The organism is Paenibacillus sp. 01T442 (assembly GCF_056398345.1).
Genome location: NZ_JBFTPF010000014.1, coordinates 125,864 through 142,145 on the forward strand (window position 1 = coordinate 125,864; position 16,282 = coordinate 142,145).

The following is a 16,282-nucleotide window of genomic DNA, read 5'->3' on the forward strand; positions in this document are numbered from 1 at the left end:
TTGCGTAATCCGTAAAAAAATCGTTCACTCAGAGTTGATGAGTGAACGCTTATTAAAATTCACTTGAACAGGTGAACATGGCTCAGGATGCATAGGCACCTCGAACCAGCTTGCTTGGCAAATTCGAGTCCGGGACGATTATTATCGTCTTTATAATGGTATGGCTTAAAATTCCGCGGATCTGCTTGATGCCAGCCGATATTACGATCTCGGTTGTTTTGATAACCCATTCCTCGGCCAGTTCAACAAGTGTCTCATCCAATTGAAGAACCTGATATTAATACTATACACTTTGATAAAGACCCAATGGAAAAGGCGTATTCCATTTAAGTATTTAAGTGCTTGCGCCAGATGCGCCAATTATTCGTTATCCGCTAACGTAAACATCCAAATCTCATTTGCTATTTATGGTTATATCGCTTGAAGATACGTATAAATAAAAAAATGCAGATGCATTATGCCATCAGCAGTTCCTAAGCAATATGAATCTCAAACAACTCCTCAACTTCCCTCTCAAGCAATTCACTCAGCTTCTTCGCAGTGAAAGGTMCTAATACTCTTCCAATTGCCGTAGAGACAACATCAGTGATATGTACGCATGACTAACTCCATAGTGCCGTGCCAACTCTCTTTGAGAGAATCCCTAAAAATCCGAGCTTTAATAAAAACTTCTGGTTTGGCTGCTATTTCTATTCTAATCTTGATCCCCCCCCCCCAACAATCGTAATTCTGCTCGGATCTGTCGTTCTTTTGATGTGTTTGCTTTTGTAAAACTGATTAACGAACTTTATTTTCAATTAACACACTTTATTTTCCACTAACGAACTTTATTTTCCTTGATCAGCGACGCCCTTATCCCTCCCTTGGACACCTAATTTAATTTTACAATTTAAGTAAAAAGTGATATCATATAAATATCACAACGATATACACTAGGGAGGTTTTTCAACGTATGAAAGAAACGAAGACATGGGCACTCAATGGTTTTATCGGCTTACTCTTATTTTTCGCCGCGCTCGGGCTAGGTATTTACAGTTTCACACAAGAGAGCTTTTTGATTGGGGCTATTTTGATCGTAGTTAGCATCATCTCCCTCACGACAATTAATGTCGTTCAGCCGAATCAAGCCTCGGTCATTACTTTTTTCGGGAGCTATCTAGGGACGATTCGCAAAAGTGGCATGTGGCTCGTCATTCCTTTTTCTTCACATAAGAAAATATCGCTGCGGGTTCGCAACTTTAACAGTGTCAAATTAAAAGTGAATGATATTGATGGCAATCCGATTGAAATTGCTGCTGTAATCGTGTTTAAAGTCGTTGATACGTACAAGGCTTTGTTCGATGTAGATAGTTATGAGAAATTCGTTGAAATTCAAAGCGAGACTGCACTACGTCATGTAGCTAGCAAGTATCCTTATGATCGTTACGAAACAGAAGGCTATTCGTTAAGAGGAAATGCCGATGAGGTTGCGGCTGAGCTCAGCACAGAGCTTCAACATCGTCTTTCCGTTGCAGGTGTTGAGGTGATTGAGTCTCGTCTGACTCACCTGGCCTACTCCACCGAAATTGCCAGCGCCATGCTGCAGCGTCAACAAGCCTCTGCGATTTTATCAGCACGCTCCATTATTGTCGAAGGCGCCGTGGGCATGGTTCAACTGGCTGTCGAACAATTGGAAGCGAAGGGCTTGCAGCTTGACGAGGAGCGTAAAGCTGCCATGATCAACAATCTTCTAGTTGCGATTGTGTCTGATCGTTCAGCGACACCGGTCATTAATACCGGAACGTTGTACTAACGGAGCCATGTTATGGCTCCCAAGAAGAATTTCCCACTTCGACTAGATCCGAAGCTGCACCAAGCTCTTGAACAGTGGGCAGAAGACGAATTTCGAAGTGTTAACGGACACATTGAATATTTACTACGCGAAGCGCTCCTCCGTTCGGGACGGCTCTCCAAAGCAAGTCTTGCACAGCAACCGAATGAAGATACGGACACGTAACAAAAAACATCTTACATGCTATATGCCATAAGTGAGGCTGCCATCTAATTCACCCCCATATTCACCTCAGTACGTATCCCCATTTATAACAAACAAAACCCCCTAATCATGGTGATTAGGGGGTTTTCTACAGTTTTAGTTCTGCACTTTGATTCCGTTCGCGTTGATATAGCCAATACTATTTTGATCCTTACGCTCAACTTCTCCCTGATACAGGATGTTCCCCGTTTGCAGCTCAATGATAGCAGCGGATGGTTTGGGACGACCAGACATGAGTAGATACAATCGATCCTTCTCTACTACGCTATAATTGACTCTGCCCCACTCTTTCTGAAGAGCTTGCAGCGGTAATTGAACATCACGAATCATTTTATTCTCCGCTACATTTACTACCATGACGTGAGTGTCTTTATTCTCCGATATAGCAGCCATTGATAGCTCCTGATTGGCATACTGAATAGACATCCCCATCGAGTTATCCTCCATCAAAAAGCTATGCAGTGGCTCACTCTGCAGTGTTCGCCATTGTCCGTTCCAAATATCGTATACTCGAATTTCCCGGTTTACTAACCCTTCATTTCTCTTTACGGTCTGACTTTCGACCTTATCTATGATTTTATTTTCACTGCGATCAAATATCGCATATCCACTTGGGCCAATCCGAGCATTTCCCGCTATATACCATGTGGTCGTTCTTATTTCATTCGCTTGTGTCTCGGCAGCCAAGATCTGTTCGCTTTTCAGCAAGCTTTTGTTTGTTAGATCAATCGTATACATATCGTATCCAACATGATAGAACTGCGGATATTTGTCGGTTCGCATACGATTAACAAGTACCTTCATGATCTGATCTTTGACCTGAACGTCATGAATATTAATATATTCATCGTTTTTCTTGTCTGCACGAACTTGAAATGAAGAGGTTTCTTGGTTCAATTTCCCCATTATCGAGATCGTTAACCGGTTAGATTGCTTCTTCGATGCATCATTGTGAGCTTCAGTACCCACATACGCAAGTACCTGATCATCCTCATAAAAAGCATCCACATCATTCTTCCCTCGCATGAAAGAACGATGCTCATTAACAAGCCGTTTTAAATCGTCCTCATAGTAAGATTCCGCATCAAGCCTTTCCAAATAGGAGAGTTGCTCGACTTCCGACTCGCTCCMTTTCGTAGAAACTGTTGTCGTGATGCCATCCATATTTACCTTAATTTGCAGCCCAGCAGCATCGCTTTCTAAGCCTTTCATCGTTTTCAACACAAATTCCTGCTTCTGATCACTAGTACCTGACACATAATACGTTCCCATGGCTATTACACAAAAAGGTATCAGTGTAGCAAGCAGCCAGTATCGTTTCATGCGTGCACCTCCTTAGCATTGTCTTTGAAAGTTTTTCATGAGAATTTCGAGAATTCGAGAATTTACACCGTCACCTTTTTTCGCAGCAAATAAGAACTAAATCCGATTGAAACGGCGATCATACACAGTCCGATGAACACCTGCAACAACACGATTTCGCTTGGAAATAATGGAAGCGTAATTCCTAATTGACTTATTTCTTGTGGCAAAATGATCACGATCAGAACCGCTGCACCGTAAAGAATACCCGCAACAATGCCCTTCCAACGATAACTTCGTTCCAACAGTATGGCCGTGAAGAGTACAAAAACCCCTAGAATGCCAGCTCCATAATACAAAATAAATTGCATAACATAGCTTGGCATAAACAAATTCAGCAAAGGATCTCTTCGGATCAGTTCCCCTATAGAAACCGTTACTCTTAGATCAGCTGGAATGATGGCAAGGAAGGAGGCCAATTGAAGCGGAATCACCACAAATTGTAGGGAGACATAACCAAATACAAATAGCACAATTGCACTTAACTTAGCGAAATATACGTTCATTCGTGATGTTGGCAACATAAGAAGTCGATATGCAAACGTATTCCGGCCGAACCATTCCTTGTACCAAATCATAAAAACATAAAGGAGCAGAACGATGGCACATAAACTGATGGCTCCTTCGTACCAGACCGAATGAAAAATATTAATAAGATTCAATTTTTGAAAGTTTTCCGCGTATTGCGCTTCTGTTCCACCATTTCTGTCCACCCAAGCATGTGCATCACTGAGATAGGATTGGGCTGTAAGCCAAATTCCCGCAAACTGAGATACTACTAACAGAAGTGCCAAGGCACCGTATAGTTTGCTAAACCGTACAATTTCCCAGTTCAACAGCTTGATTAAGTATTTCAAGTCATATACACCTCTCTCATGACATCCACAACGGACTTACCTTCATTCGATCGCATTTCCTCTGGATAAAACTGTTTTCTAACGCGCCCTCCATCAAGCAAAACCACTTTATCAATTAAATGCTCGATATCTTGAATTTCGTGTGTTGTGATGAGAACTCCGCGGTCTTCCATCAAATGGCTGGTAAATACGGCAGTAATTTGTTCACGACTAAACATGTCAATCCCCGAGAATGGCTCGTCCATAAGTAAATAGTCGGCATCCAATGAAAGTCCCAGTAACAGATTCGCTTTTGCCGAGTTTCCTTTGGACAAGCTGGAAAGTCGATCTTCAGGATTCAATTTGAAAAAGACGATCAACTCTTCCGCCCGCACTTCATTCCAGTTTGCATAGAAATCCTTCATAAACAGCATGGCTTCCTTTATTTTCATGTGAGAAGGCATCGTTAAGGTGTCAGGAATGAAAACAAGCTTCTTATATGTATGTGTAGTGGGAACCTGACCATCCACACGTATGGTTCCGCCTTGTATGGGTGTCAGCCCCATGATCGCCTTCATGATCGTAGATTTGCCTACGCCGTTGATCCCAATTAAACAGGTGATTTGGCCTTTCTCCGCGGTAAAGGAAACGAGATCCAACACATTTTTTCGCCCATATCGCTTAACAAGTCCATCCACTTCAATCATTCCGAAACCTCCCTTCCACGTTCAGCCTCATACTTTTCTTTAACAACACGCAGTAATTCATCTGTTGGCAACCCAATCTTACTTATGGATTGAACGAACACGCCAACGGCTTCTTGAATGAGTTCTTCACGAATGGTATTCAAAATATGCTTATCCGTCGTTATCCGACTCGGGGAATTACCTGCAGTTGTGATCAAGTTCTGCTCCTCCATTTCTTTATAAGCCTTCTGTGCGGTATTCGGATTGATTTGAAGCAGCCCTGCTAGCTCACGCCTAGACGGGATTTCTTGTCCGCCTTTCAGCCTGCCTGTGGCCATTTCCTCTTTGAAATACCTGACAACCTGCAGATAAACGGGATCGCGATTATTAAACGTAATGTTCATCTACCCATCTCCTATGTTCCTTTCTAGGTAAAACTGGAATTATTTAGTGTGTGTACTAACTAGTTCATACATAATAAGTGTACTATACTACCCACACACTTATTATGTCAACATTTGGATATTCCAAGAAAGTATTTACGCTGTTTTTGCTCCCTTTGACATACCTAGCTAGTTACATGCAAATAATAGAAAGATGGATTTTGTTTCTAGAAAGGAGGCTATCATGAGAGTCAATCTTCCACCGAAAAACAAAGATAATCAGGGGTTTTACGAGAAAATGCGAGGATTGCCAGGTGCAGTTGTACAGCTTGTTAAACAGCAGGCCGCCAAGTTCATGACTTCCTCAGAGCTTGCTGAACAAGGATCATCGAGGCCCAACATCGAAATCCCTCCTGCGACACAAGCCAGATTAGAAAAAGCGTTGCATCAACAAATAGCCTTACAGGAAGGTGGCGTCTCATCTCCCTCACCCACCGTTCAAGAACAACAGATTGTGGAACAAATCGTCGCCCTAACTAAGATCAATAATCGCAATAACGTGACACGTACACAAGCCTACTGGGCTTGTTATCGTGATTATCCTGAGTTGCATTGGGCCTTGTTAGCCCATATGGTTTCCCGCAACGGAGGCTGGTGCATGACGGATTTACGTGGTGAACTTGTGCCTCACTTGATGAACAACGACGCTACAGAGTATGTATTTTCTTTTCTTGAACGCGCGAATTCTCTTATTTTCCAAGATGCTTACCCACAATTACTGCTTTATGCTGAAAGCAAAAGAAGGAGACTTAACTTATTTCATCTGCTTCCGCATTTACACATATCGGCTTGGATGCTCCCTTTCTGGCAGGAATTCTGGCTTTATCAAGACTCCGCACTGCTCACCATAGGACTGATTATTAATGAGCAGCATTACATCGAGGATCGTGTTGTGCAGAATCCGCTCTATAAACAAACTGTCTTAGATACCACTCTGTTCAAAACACAGGCCTGGCTGCAGCTCAATCAAGTCGGATTCCCTTTTCGTTCCACATCCATGGATCCACCTCAACCCCATCTTGCTGGCCTTATACTTGAAAATTTTACTAAAATCTCCGAACGCATCGAATTCGGCAAAAGCTTATATGCGATCCTGTTTGGAGCTCCAGGCGTGCTTCAAGGCGCTTTAGCTTTCGCCTCTGCTACACCACACACCGGTTCTCGTTCTGACTACTGGCCTCATCTCTTCGCCCCCATACGAAAAACCCCTCCTGATCGCAAATATCAGGAGAGGCTCGATGGCTACAGCCTTAAGAAAGGAGCTGCGCCGTTCTATAGTCCCCCGCTTCACTCAGCATGGCCTGACAGGCCAATGGCTCCAGTTGAACGAGGTGATTGGTTTAAGCGTGAACATGAACCTTTGCAGCATATCAGCTCGATGAAGGTTCCAAGTGCTTTCGATTTGACACAAGATTTGTGCCTAGGATTGAGTAAAATTGAACTCGCTGTTCTAAGTGCACAAACGATTAAGACAATCATTCGCTAACAAGCGCGATGCGATTACGAACGTTTTAACAAACGACTCGCTTTTCCTATGATCTTCTGTATGGGTGATGGAAAGTTCTTCACATCATCCTTCGTCACTACGCGCGTAATCATGAGCATAAGGGGATACAAAGCAACTGTTAACCCACAGATTAGCACCGCTTGGATACCTTGATTCAAGCGGAACCAAGGTGATGGTACCACATAGTTATGTGTCAGCCATTCTGCTGCAAAGCCAAGCACGCCGATGACAATGATCGTGAGGATAAGTCCACCGAACCGGCGCCCCAGAATGGTGAACGATACCTCCTTGCGGAGTGAGCGAATATTCAGCCATGACATCGCGATAAAGCATAGTCCTGTTGAGATAATGATGCCGTAGATGCCAAACCAATGCCCCAGCACGAAGCTGCCAAGCAGCTTGATCGCGATGCCGACACCCACATGAGCCATCAATGGCTTCATCCGTCCCATCCCCATCAGAACGGCTCCTGAGGTCTGCATAACGATCTGGAACATTGCTCCTGCCGTCAGCAAGGAAATCATCGCGGGTCCATGGGCGATTCCATAGGCGGAATCCTCATGCCCAAAGAGGAAGAAGTCGAGCGGTCTAGCCGCAATACTGATCATTAATACAGCAGGAAGACCAGATAGAATTGCAAGCTGCAACACGCGTGTCGTCTGCTGTCCGACCTGTTTCAAATCTTTGCGTGAATACGCAGCCGAAATAATAGGTACAACGGATTGACTCAAGGCGATAGCCAAAATAATGGGAATCCCCGCGAGCGATTGCGCGCGTCCACCTAGAATACCTACTAATCGTGAGGCTTCGTCAGTGCCGATAGCATCTTGCAGGATTGGAATAATCATTGACGTATCAATCAGATACACGAGTGTAACCGTCACGGAGAAGACGACAATCGGTATCGAGAGCCTTAACATGCTGCGATAAATATCCCTGTAACGCATCAATTCCACAGGACGATCTTCTGACCTTGCAACCCCCATCTGCTCTGCCGCGGCTTGTGATACAGCTGGCTGTCGTTCTTGTGCATCGGCTTTCTTCAGCTTTATGGCATAATACAGCATAACTGCTAGAGCCGCTAAACCTCCAACCACGCCTCCAAAAGAAGCGCCAGCTACAGCCCATCCAAGCGAGAAATCGAGCAAGAAAAAGGCAAGCGTAATTGAGATAATAAGTCTAAAAATCTGTTCCACGACTTGTGAAATGCCGTTTGGCATCATATTCTGTCGCCCTTGGAAATACCCTCGCATGATTGCGATAAGCGGAAATACAAGCATGGCTGGCGCGATCGCTCTTGTAGCTAAAGTCGCGTCGGGACCACCCTGTGATATGCTTTCTGCGTAGAACGGGGCGAAAACATATAACAACACAGTCATGGCTGCACCCGCAACAACAGCGAACCAAATTGCAGCCTGATAGATTCTTTGCGCTTCATCCGGTCGACCGATGGCACGTTTCTCTGCCACCATTTTACTTAATGCGCTGGGAATTCCTGCGGTCGCAATGACCAACAGAACCGAATACAAATTGAATGCGATAACATAACTCTTCATACCTTCTTCATGAAGCAAGTGCACCAGCGGTATTCGCTGGAAAACGCCGAGAAACCGCGCTACAAGCGCGGCCACGGTGAGAATGAGCGTCCCTTTTACAAGGGAATCTTTGGTTACCTTCGTCAAGTCCGTTCCTTCTCTCTCTTACAGTTTTCTTACGTCCTTCTAAGCCTCAAAAGATCCACAGGAAGAAAATAATAATCATAGCCAGCTGCAAAACAATTTTCACCACTGAGCTGGCAAAAAAACCAAGCACAGACCCAATTCCTGCGCGTATAGCATTTTGCCAATTGGTTCCGGCAATTAATTCACCCACTACGGCGCCGATGAATGGTCCTAGGATGATCCCGAATGCTGGAATCACGAAAGGACCAATGATCAAACCAATGGTACTTCCGACGATTGCCGGTTTCGAGCCTCCGAACTTTTTGACCCCCAAGGCACTAACCGCATAATCCGCCACGATAATAATAATGACAACCAAGGTCTGGATCAACCAGAACCAGAAGCCGAATGGCTCCCAAGTGATCAGCCAACCATAGATGAAAAAGGCAGCATAAATAGCTAGTACACCAGGCAGGATCGGATAGACGGCACCCACCATTCCGATGACAAATAAAAGAATAACGACAATCCAACCCAAGGTAATCATGCGCAGTTCATTCCTCCATGTTAGCGTAAATGTGGAGCTTGGTCCTGGGTTAGGTGAGCAGGTAAGTGCGAATGACTTGCGCGACAGCATGCTCATTGTTCGTTACTGTCGTAATATCTGCGATCCGCTTCACTTCATCTTGGGCATTTCCCATAGCCACACCTAGTCCTGCTTCACGAATCATCGCAATATCATTTTCGCTGTCGCCCATAGCAATCACCTCGGACATCGCAATGCCCAGAAGTTGGCACACCGTTTCAACACCCGTTGCTTTGCTGATGCCGAGCGGATTCAGTTCCAAGTTCGACGGGTGTGAATTGGTGATTTCAAGCGTTCCCCAACTCGACACCAATTCGCGAATGCGTTGCAATTTCTCGGCATTGTCTGTGAAATAACCGAATTTTAGCCATTCATGCTGATTCATATCTAATCCTTCACTTTCTCGATTGAACACACCCTCTACGGAATACGCCCACCACCAGCAGTCGTTTTCCACCGCTAGCTGGTGCAAATTACGTATCGTTTCAATCGGTACTAGCGTTCGTTTCAGCAACGTATCTGGCGACGCCCACACTTCACTACCGTTTACCACAACAAGGGGTGTTGAGAGCCCAAGCTCTTTAATGAAAGGCATAGCACTGATGGCACCGCGTCCCGTGGACATGATCACCACTTTTCCTTGTTCAGTGGCTTCGCGAATCGCCGCTTGATTCTCCGCAGATATTTTCTTGTCCTCGTTCAATAAGGTGCCATCCATATCAAGTGCGATTAATTTGTAGTTACCCATTCGCGTCAACTCCTGTCTCATGCTGCCTTACATTTGTCATTGTCGTTCTAGTAAGCAGTAAGCACTCTCTTTGGCAGCTCTTCCATGAACGTTTTGTGCCATAGTGCAAAAATATAGAGAGTCCACAAGCGTCGTGCGTAGTCTCCTTGACCGATACGATGCTTATGCAGCATTTTCTCAACTGCCTCAATGTCGATGTAATCCTCAATACCGCTGGTTTTGATTTGATCCATCACCATATCGCCCATAGCGCCTTTCATCCAATCCCGCAGGGGTACTGGGAAGCCTAACTTCGGACGATTCAGAATCGGATCCGGAATGATGCCTTCCATCGCTTTTCGGAAAATGTACTTCGTTGTCCCATTCGCTATGCGATACTTCGCTGGAATGCGGCGAGCCACTTCGTACAGCTCCTTGTCCAGAAAAGGAACGCGCAATTCCAAGGAATGCGCCATCGTCATTTTGTCGGCTTTCATGAGAATATCGCCAGGCATCCACAAATTCATGTCGATGTACTGCATCCGGCTTACTGGATCCAAATGTTTCGTTTTGTTATAGTAATCGCCGGCGATTTGCACGGGATTCTTGTAGGCGCGCAGCATCTCACTATCGAGACGGAGCACTTCCGCTTTCATATCCTCGGAGAAAATTTTGGCATTCCCGAGGAAGCGTTCTTCTAGCGGAGTCGTCCCCCGCAACACATAGTTGCGGCCTTTCACTCCGCTCGGCAGTATGCGTGCGAAGCGGTTCAGCATGCGCTTCACCGATGGCGGCAGCTGATCCAGCGGCTTGAGCGACTGCGGCTCGCGATAGATGCGATAGCCGCCGAAGAGCTCGTCCGCGCCTTCGCCGGACAGCACGACCGTTACATGCTCGCGCGCAAGCTGCGCCACGTGGTAGAGGGCAATGGCCGAAGGATCGGCGACAGGCTCGTCCTGGTGCCAGATCGCCTTCGGCATCGTCGCAAAGAAATCATCCTGCGTGATGATTTTGTCGTAGTGCTCGGTCCCGAGCGTCGCTGCGGTCTGAGCAGCGATCGGCGTCTCGTTGTTGGCGCCATCGAAGCCAACGGAGAACGTGCGGATCGGTTCGATATTCCGCATGTGCGTAGCAATCGCCGTCGAGTCGATCCCGCTCGACAGGAAGCATCCGCGTTCCACATCACTGACCATGTGGAGCTTGACGGACTCTTTCAAGCCTTCACGAATTTGTTCCACATAGTAGTCAAATGGCTTCTCTTCCGGCTCAAACATGGGATCCCAATATTTATGTAGGGTCATTTTGCCGTCAAAAGTAATTGTAACCGAATGAGCAGGCGGCAGCTTATAAATCCCTTGGAACATCGTATGTGGCTCTGGTACATATTGAAAGGTCAAGTAATTCAGCAAGCTGTCCGTATGGATCAACCGATTCATGCCTTCCGCCGCAAGCAAGCTCTTGATTTCCGAGCCGAACAAGAATTGACGGTCACTCACATGATAATAAAACGGCTTAATGCCGAAGTGGTCTCTCGCTCCGAACAGCTGCTTTTTCTTGCGGTCCCAGATCACAAAACCGAACATACCTCGCATGTGCTTCACGCAATCCTCGCCAAATTCCTCATAAAGATGGACGATAACTTCTGTGTCGCTCTGCGTGCGGAAAATATGACCGCGCTCTTTCAACATCGTGCGCAGCTCTTTGTAATTATAAATTTCACCGTTGAAAATAATCCAGACGGTTTCATCTTCATTCGCTAACGGCTGATGGCCTTCTTTGATATCGATAACGGATAATCGTCTAAATCCTAAGCCAATGCGATTCTCTGTCCAGAAGCCGACATCATTAGGCCCCCGATGCACAATCACATCTGTCATTTGCTTCAAGCTTGCCTCAGTTGGTTCTCTATCTTCAAAATACATTACACCCGTAATACCACACATGGTGAGACTCACTCCTCCGTACTCTCATCATTCTTTCTCTTGGACAACCGATATATTAGTATACCATATCAGCCCGTCTTTCAGGAAATACCGTGAGCGTACAAGAATGGCTGTATCTTATAGAAAAATGATGGAAATGAGAAGTCGTTTTAGAGAAGCAGATAACCGGCTTTTTTTCATGAGATTCGACCACCTTTCCTCTGCGCACAAAAGTTGACCTCGGGCAACATTTAGGGTGAAGCTAATTCTTACCCTTGGAATAGGATATGCCGTTGGGCAGTAACTGGTGCGTGTTGCTAAAAAGGCAGAGTTTCGTTACTCGATTAGGTGCCTCAGTAGATCAACTTATACTTAACTCGACCTGACTTAATTTTTCTCAACTCAACTTAATTTAATTTAACTTAGCTTAGCTTAACTCAATTCAACTTAACTGGAAAATGTACAGCTATTTAGGAGAAATCCATCTGATAAATCGATTTAGATGGAAAACATGTAGCTAATTCTCCCTCATCAGCACATATTGGCGAAATTTCCTGAAATTAACTGTACAAAATCCAGCTATTCTCGATTTTTATCGGTTTTACGAAGAATTAACTACAGGAAATCCATCTATTCGCAAAAATGGGGCAAACGACGTTCAGTGGGCGGGGGGGGAGTGGGAGTCGCTATGTGGTCAGTGGTTTGTGGTATGCGGTATGTGTATGTGGGTTTGCGGTATGTGATTTGTGATTTGTGATTTGTGGTTTGTGACTTGCGATTTGTGATTTGTGATTTGTGATTTGTGATTTGTGATTTGTGATTTGTGATTTGTGACTTGCGATTTGTTATTTGTGATTTGCGGTTTGTGATTTGTGGTTGTGGTTTCCGGTCAGCGGGTTGCGGGTTGTGATTTACGGTTTACGGTTTACGGTTTACGGTTTACGGTTTACGGTTTACGGTTTACGGTTTACGGTTTACGGTTTACGGTTTACGGTTTACGGTTTACGGTTTACGGTCAGCGGGTTGCGGGTTGTACTTTGTGCATAGAGGCACTCGACAGTTGACAACCGAAGCTGACATACCGCGGCAAAATAACCAATGCCAAAGACCCTTGCACGCTACAATAGCTTTAATCACAAAAAAAAGAGCCTGCCGCAGCTAAACTGTACCCCGTGTAAAGGACATTTTAAAAAAAGTCTAGGCAGATTGAAGAAGATGATCTCTGTATTGCACAGGGGTCATCCTTTTTAAATTCCATTGGTATCTGTAGTGATTATAGTATGTCATGTAATCTTTAATCTCTCGTTTTAGCTCGTCCAAAGTCATACATGGCTTGATGGAGGCCTGATCTTTAAAATGACCAAAAAAGGATTCCTGAGGGGCATTGTCCCAACAGTTTCCCCTCCTGGACATGGATTGTTTTAATTTCATCCTCTTAAGCATTTTTTGAAAGTCTGGATGTGTATAATGGGTTCCCTGATCAGAATGAATGAAAGCACCTTCTGCCTGCTTAAACCTTCTATTTTTTTTAAGTTTAAGGAGGGTATCTGTCGCTATATCCATCGTGATCTGGCTAGATACATGATAGGCTAGGATTTCATTGGTTGAGCTGTCCTTGATGGTTGATAAATAGGCTTTTTTACTCGAACCGTAAAATAAATAGGTAATGTCCGTTAGTAACACTTTACCAGGAATATTCTGCTTAAACTCTCGGTTCAGCAGGTTAGGAACGATCCTATGCTCTTGGGTGGCCTTCATCATCCTTTTATAGGGATTGGCCTTTCTGTAAGGACACACAATGTTGTATTTCTTCATAACCCTCCTGATGCGTTTCAGATTGTAGACAACCTTAAATTGCCCCTCCAGTGTCATCTTGACGGAACGAGCCCCTTTTTTGCGGCGTTTGAAATGATAAGCCTTTAAGATGATCTCTTTTACCTGTTCATCTTGTTGCTCCCGCTGGCTTCTCTTTTGCTGTGCCTCGAAAGTCCAGTACCTGTAGTATCCACTCTTGGAAACCTCGGCAACTTTACATAAATAGTTAACCATACGGTGGAGCTCATATTTCTTGATAATGGTATGGATGAGTACGTATCTTTGATCATGAGACAATGCTATCCTTTGTTCTCCCTCCTTTCTGCAAAACGGATCTTTTTTAACAGTTCGTTCTCCGCTTTTAATAAGTTGTTCTGAGCCTCCAACCTGGCATACTTCTCTTCCATCGTCAGTTCCCTTGTAAGAGGTCTACCAGACCCTTGGCTTCTCGTATCCTGCAAACCTAGAACACCGTTCTCCTGGTAACTCGCACGCCATCTCTTTCCTGAGGATCTGACTCTTTGTATCCCAATGACTGTCACGTCAAAACCACATTCTTCAAATATTTCTCTAGGCAACTTGCCTTTGCCGTTTTCTGTTATGAACAATTGTTTAAACGCATCAGTATACGTAATTGCCTTTGATGAAACAGTCTTAACATAAGGATTGATAGATAGCGACTTGATTTCGTTATCTGTGAATATTTTCTTACTCATTTCATTTTCCCATTCCCATCTTTTCTGATATAAATAAAAGTACCCTATCGAGAGACTTTTTTAAAGTGTCTACTCGATAGGGTACAGTTTAAACGGCATTCTCTACCCTTCCGCCAGCCACATCCTGCGTGGATGTTCCTGTCTTACGAGCGACATTGAAGGGTAATTCGTCAATGCCTTGAGCGCCGCTTTTCATCCCATGAATAATTGTATTCCAGTCCGACTGTGTGAACTCCTTGGATGAATCATCTAGGACCTCAGGCTCAATCGTCTTCACCAGATTGCCTTGATAATCACGTATTTCTTCTACGAACTGAGGTTTCATCCGTTTCCCACGACTAGCAAGTGTTGCCGTATATTGCGCAAGTTGCAGCGTTGTCGTTTTCTCATTCTGTCCCCATGATGCGTAAACCATCGCGGATTGATAACTGTCTTTCTCCGCATTTTTAATAAAGTCATTGGATCCTGCGTATTCACCAGGCAATCCACTGCCCGTTTGCACACCCATTCCGAACTTAGCTAGATACTCTGCCCATTTGGCTGTCACCTTCGAGCTTTCCCGACCGTATTTATTCCAGAAAGGGATACCTACCATCGCCGACATATACGTATTCGAGGAAACCTCAATGGCGGACGACGCATTTAAACTGCCATAAGCGTGTTTATCGGAGTTTGAAATGGAGCTATTACCATCCCTACCAAAGGTAAATGTACCTGTATCATTGTAATTCTGAACCCCCGCTGTAAAGAACTTTTCTTTCAATCCGATTAATACGGATAACGGTTTAATCGTTGAACCCATGAAAACAATGGAAGAAGGATGCTTCGCATTTTCTTTGGCGTCTGGATATTTGGCTTTGGCAGTAGTGATCGTACCATTCTGTATGTACGTCTCGATCTCCTTATAGGTGGCTGTTGCCATCCCACCTGTCCAGGCATTCGCATCGTAATCCGGGTAGTTCGCCATCGTGATGACACGTCCCGTATCTACTTCCATCGCTACTGCGAAGCCCGAGGAGGCCTTCACCCCATATTTCAAATACGCATCATTCGCATTGGAAGGAGAACGGAGATATTGGATATGATCATGCAGCATTTTCTCCGTCGCCTTCTGAACGTCCTTGTTGATCGACAGATACAGATTATTCCCCTTAACCGGGGCTGTGACTTCGGCCCTTCCAATGATTTTCATCGCGGCATTCACTGGATACTTCTTACTCCCGTTCTTGCCGCGGAGCTCATCTTGATACATTCGCTCGATTCCATCGAAACCGACATTCTCGTTGCTTAAATATTCTTCACTATTCGGATTATCCTTATAGATTTTTTTCGCTGTTTCGGTTGAAAATGCATTCGTATACCCGACCAATTGTGTAGCAATTGTCGTCTTATCGTCTTCCACCTCATAGGTACGGATACTTTCTTCCGTCACTTCCAGCCCTTTGAATTCATCCCGGTGTTCCAGCAAAAATGCAATTTCAGCATTGGATAAATCTGCTTTAATACGGCGTGGTACGGAATAGTAGCTAGGGTCTTTCACTTTATTTTTATTAATGTCATAGCCCAAGTCCATGGCAAGAACAATCTCTTCAGCTGTTGGACTAACTGTATTCGGTTTAGCATACTTGTCAAATACTTCGCTCTTAATGCGTTTGGCTAAATCAATATTAGCATCCTTATCCTGGCCTGGTTCAATACGGAAAAATAAGGATTGTACGGGAATGGTATACGCCAGCGGGGATTTCGTAGAATCATAAATATTGCCGCGAATTGGGGCGATTTTGTTGGTTTGATTCGTGTTGGTATTCTCTGCAGCCTTCAGATCCTTGGCTTGAACGAATTGAAGAATCGCTAACCGTACAATGAGTACGGAAAAAAGTAAAAAAGTAACGAAGAAAAATATATTGATCCGAAACGAAAAGTGCCGTTTTTTAGTGATTTCTTTTTTCTTCGGATCATCCATAATGGATGACTTCATGCGGGTTC

Annotated in this window: 14 protein-coding genes; 4 read left to right on the forward strand and 10 right to left on the reverse strand. The window is 44.6% G+C overall.

Annotation, left to right across the window (positions count from 1 at the left end):
• Positions 1-952: 952 nt before the first annotated feature.
• Positions 953-1,792 (forward strand): SPFH domain-containing protein, encoded by an 840-nt coding sequence (locus AC1DLM_RS14155; RefSeq protein ID WP_171629155.1) that lies wholly within the window; start codon positions 953-955, stop codon positions 1,790-1,792.
• 12 nt (positions 1,793-1,804) lie between these two features.
• Positions 1,805-1,996, forward strand: a complete 192-nt coding sequence (locus AC1DLM_RS14160; RefSeq protein ID WP_441988640.1) for a type II toxin-antitoxin system antitoxin — start codon at positions 1,805-1,807, stop codon at positions 1,994-1,996.
• A gap of 135 nt (positions 1,997-2,131) precedes the next feature.
• On the opposite strand, the gene AC1DLM_RS14165 is transcribed toward AC1DLM_RS14160, so the two are convergent.
• The 4 genes from AC1DLM_RS14165 to AC1DLM_RS14180 form a co-directional block, all read right to left on the reverse strand.
• The gene (locus AC1DLM_RS14165) at positions 2,132-3,358 is read right to left on the reverse strand and encodes a hypothetical protein (protein ID WP_477570325.1); all 1,227 of its coding nucleotides are present in this window, start codon (positions 3,356-3,358) and stop codon (positions 2,132-2,134) included.
• Between the two features lie 62 nt (positions 3,359-3,420).
• On the reverse strand, positions 3,421-4,254 hold the full coding sequence (locus AC1DLM_RS14170; RefSeq protein ID WP_477570326.1) for a hypothetical protein: 834 nt from the start codon (positions 4,252-4,254) through the stop codon (positions 3,421-3,423).
• Entirely contained in the window at positions 4,251-4,940 is a 690-nt protein-coding gene (locus AC1DLM_RS14175) for an ATP-binding cassette domain-containing protein (protein ID WP_477570327.1), read from the reverse strand. Before AC1DLM_RS14175 ends, AC1DLM_RS14170 begins: the two co-directional genes overlap by 4 nt.
• Positions 4,937-5,323: a GntR family transcriptional regulator gene (locus tag AC1DLM_RS14180; RefSeq protein ID WP_477570328.1), complete on the reverse strand. Its 387-nt coding sequence runs from the start codon at positions 5,321-5,323 to the stop codon at positions 4,937-4,939. The genes AC1DLM_RS14175 and AC1DLM_RS14180 overlap by 4 nt, the downstream gene beginning before the upstream one ends.
• 223 nt (positions 5,324-5,546) lie before the next feature.
• Between AC1DLM_RS14180 and AC1DLM_RS14185 the strand changes: the two genes are divergently transcribed.
• On the forward strand, positions 5,547-6,848 hold the full coding sequence (locus AC1DLM_RS14185; RefSeq protein WP_477570329.1) for a DUF2515 family protein: 1,302 nt from the start codon (positions 5,547-5,549) through the stop codon (positions 6,846-6,848).
• A gap of 14 nt (positions 6,849-6,862) precedes the next feature.
• On the opposite strand, the gene AC1DLM_RS14190 is transcribed toward AC1DLM_RS14185, so the two are convergent.
• From AC1DLM_RS14190 to asnB, 4 genes are read right to left on the reverse strand one after another with little or no spacing between them, the layout of a single operon-like run.
• The gene (locus AC1DLM_RS14190; RefSeq protein ID WP_477570330.1) at positions 6,863-8,551 is read right to left on the reverse strand and encodes a putative polysaccharide biosynthesis protein; all 1,689 of its coding nucleotides are present in this window, start codon (positions 8,549-8,551) and stop codon (positions 6,863-6,865) included.
• A 46-nt stretch (positions 8,552-8,597) separates the two neighbouring features.
• Entirely contained in the window at positions 8,598-9,077 is a 480-nt protein-coding gene (locus tag AC1DLM_RS14195) for a DUF456 domain-containing protein (protein ID WP_477570331.1), read from the reverse strand.
• A 49-nt stretch (positions 9,078-9,126) separates the two neighbouring features.
• The gene (locus tag AC1DLM_RS14200; RefSeq protein ID WP_477570332.1) at positions 9,127-9,864 is read right to left on the reverse strand and encodes a Cof-type HAD-IIB family hydrolase; all 738 of its coding nucleotides are present in this window, start codon (positions 9,862-9,864) and stop codon (positions 9,127-9,129) included.
• 47 nt (positions 9,865-9,911) lie between these two features.
• Complete coding sequence (gene asnB / locus AC1DLM_RS14205; protein WP_441988631.1) at positions 9,912-11,786, reverse strand: asparagine synthase (glutamine-hydrolyzing); 1,875 nt, start codon at positions 11,784-11,786, stop codon at positions 9,912-9,914.
• Positions 11,787-12,635: 849 nt separating this feature from the next.
• Between asnB and AC1DLM_RS14210 the strand changes: the two genes are divergently transcribed.
• Positions 12,636-12,812 carry a hypothetical protein gene (locus AC1DLM_RS14210; RefSeq protein WP_477570333.1) on the forward strand — a complete coding sequence of 59 codons (177 nt, stop codon included), beginning with the start codon at positions 12,636-12,638 and terminating at the stop codon, positions 12,810-12,812.
• A gap of 150 nt (positions 12,813-12,962) precedes the next feature.
• Here AC1DLM_RS14210 and AC1DLM_RS14215 read toward each other — a convergent pair.
• Together AC1DLM_RS14215 and AC1DLM_RS14220 are read right to left on the reverse strand one after the other, a co-directional pair.
• A protein-coding gene (locus tag AC1DLM_RS14215) for an IS3 family transposase (RefSeq protein WP_477570334.1) occupies positions 12,963-14,296 on the reverse strand; the annotation gives its coding sequence in 2 pieces (ribosomal slippage) (positions 12,963-13,909 and positions 13,909-14,296; 1,335 coding nt in all).
• 88 nt (positions 14,297-14,384) lie between these two features.
• Positions 14,385-16,274 carry a peptidoglycan D,D-transpeptidase FtsI family protein gene (locus AC1DLM_RS14220; RefSeq protein ID WP_477570335.1) on the reverse strand — a complete coding sequence of 630 codons (1,890 nt, stop codon included), beginning with the start codon at positions 16,272-16,274 and terminating at the stop codon, positions 14,385-14,387.
• Positions 16,275-16,282 lie beyond the last annotated feature (8 nt).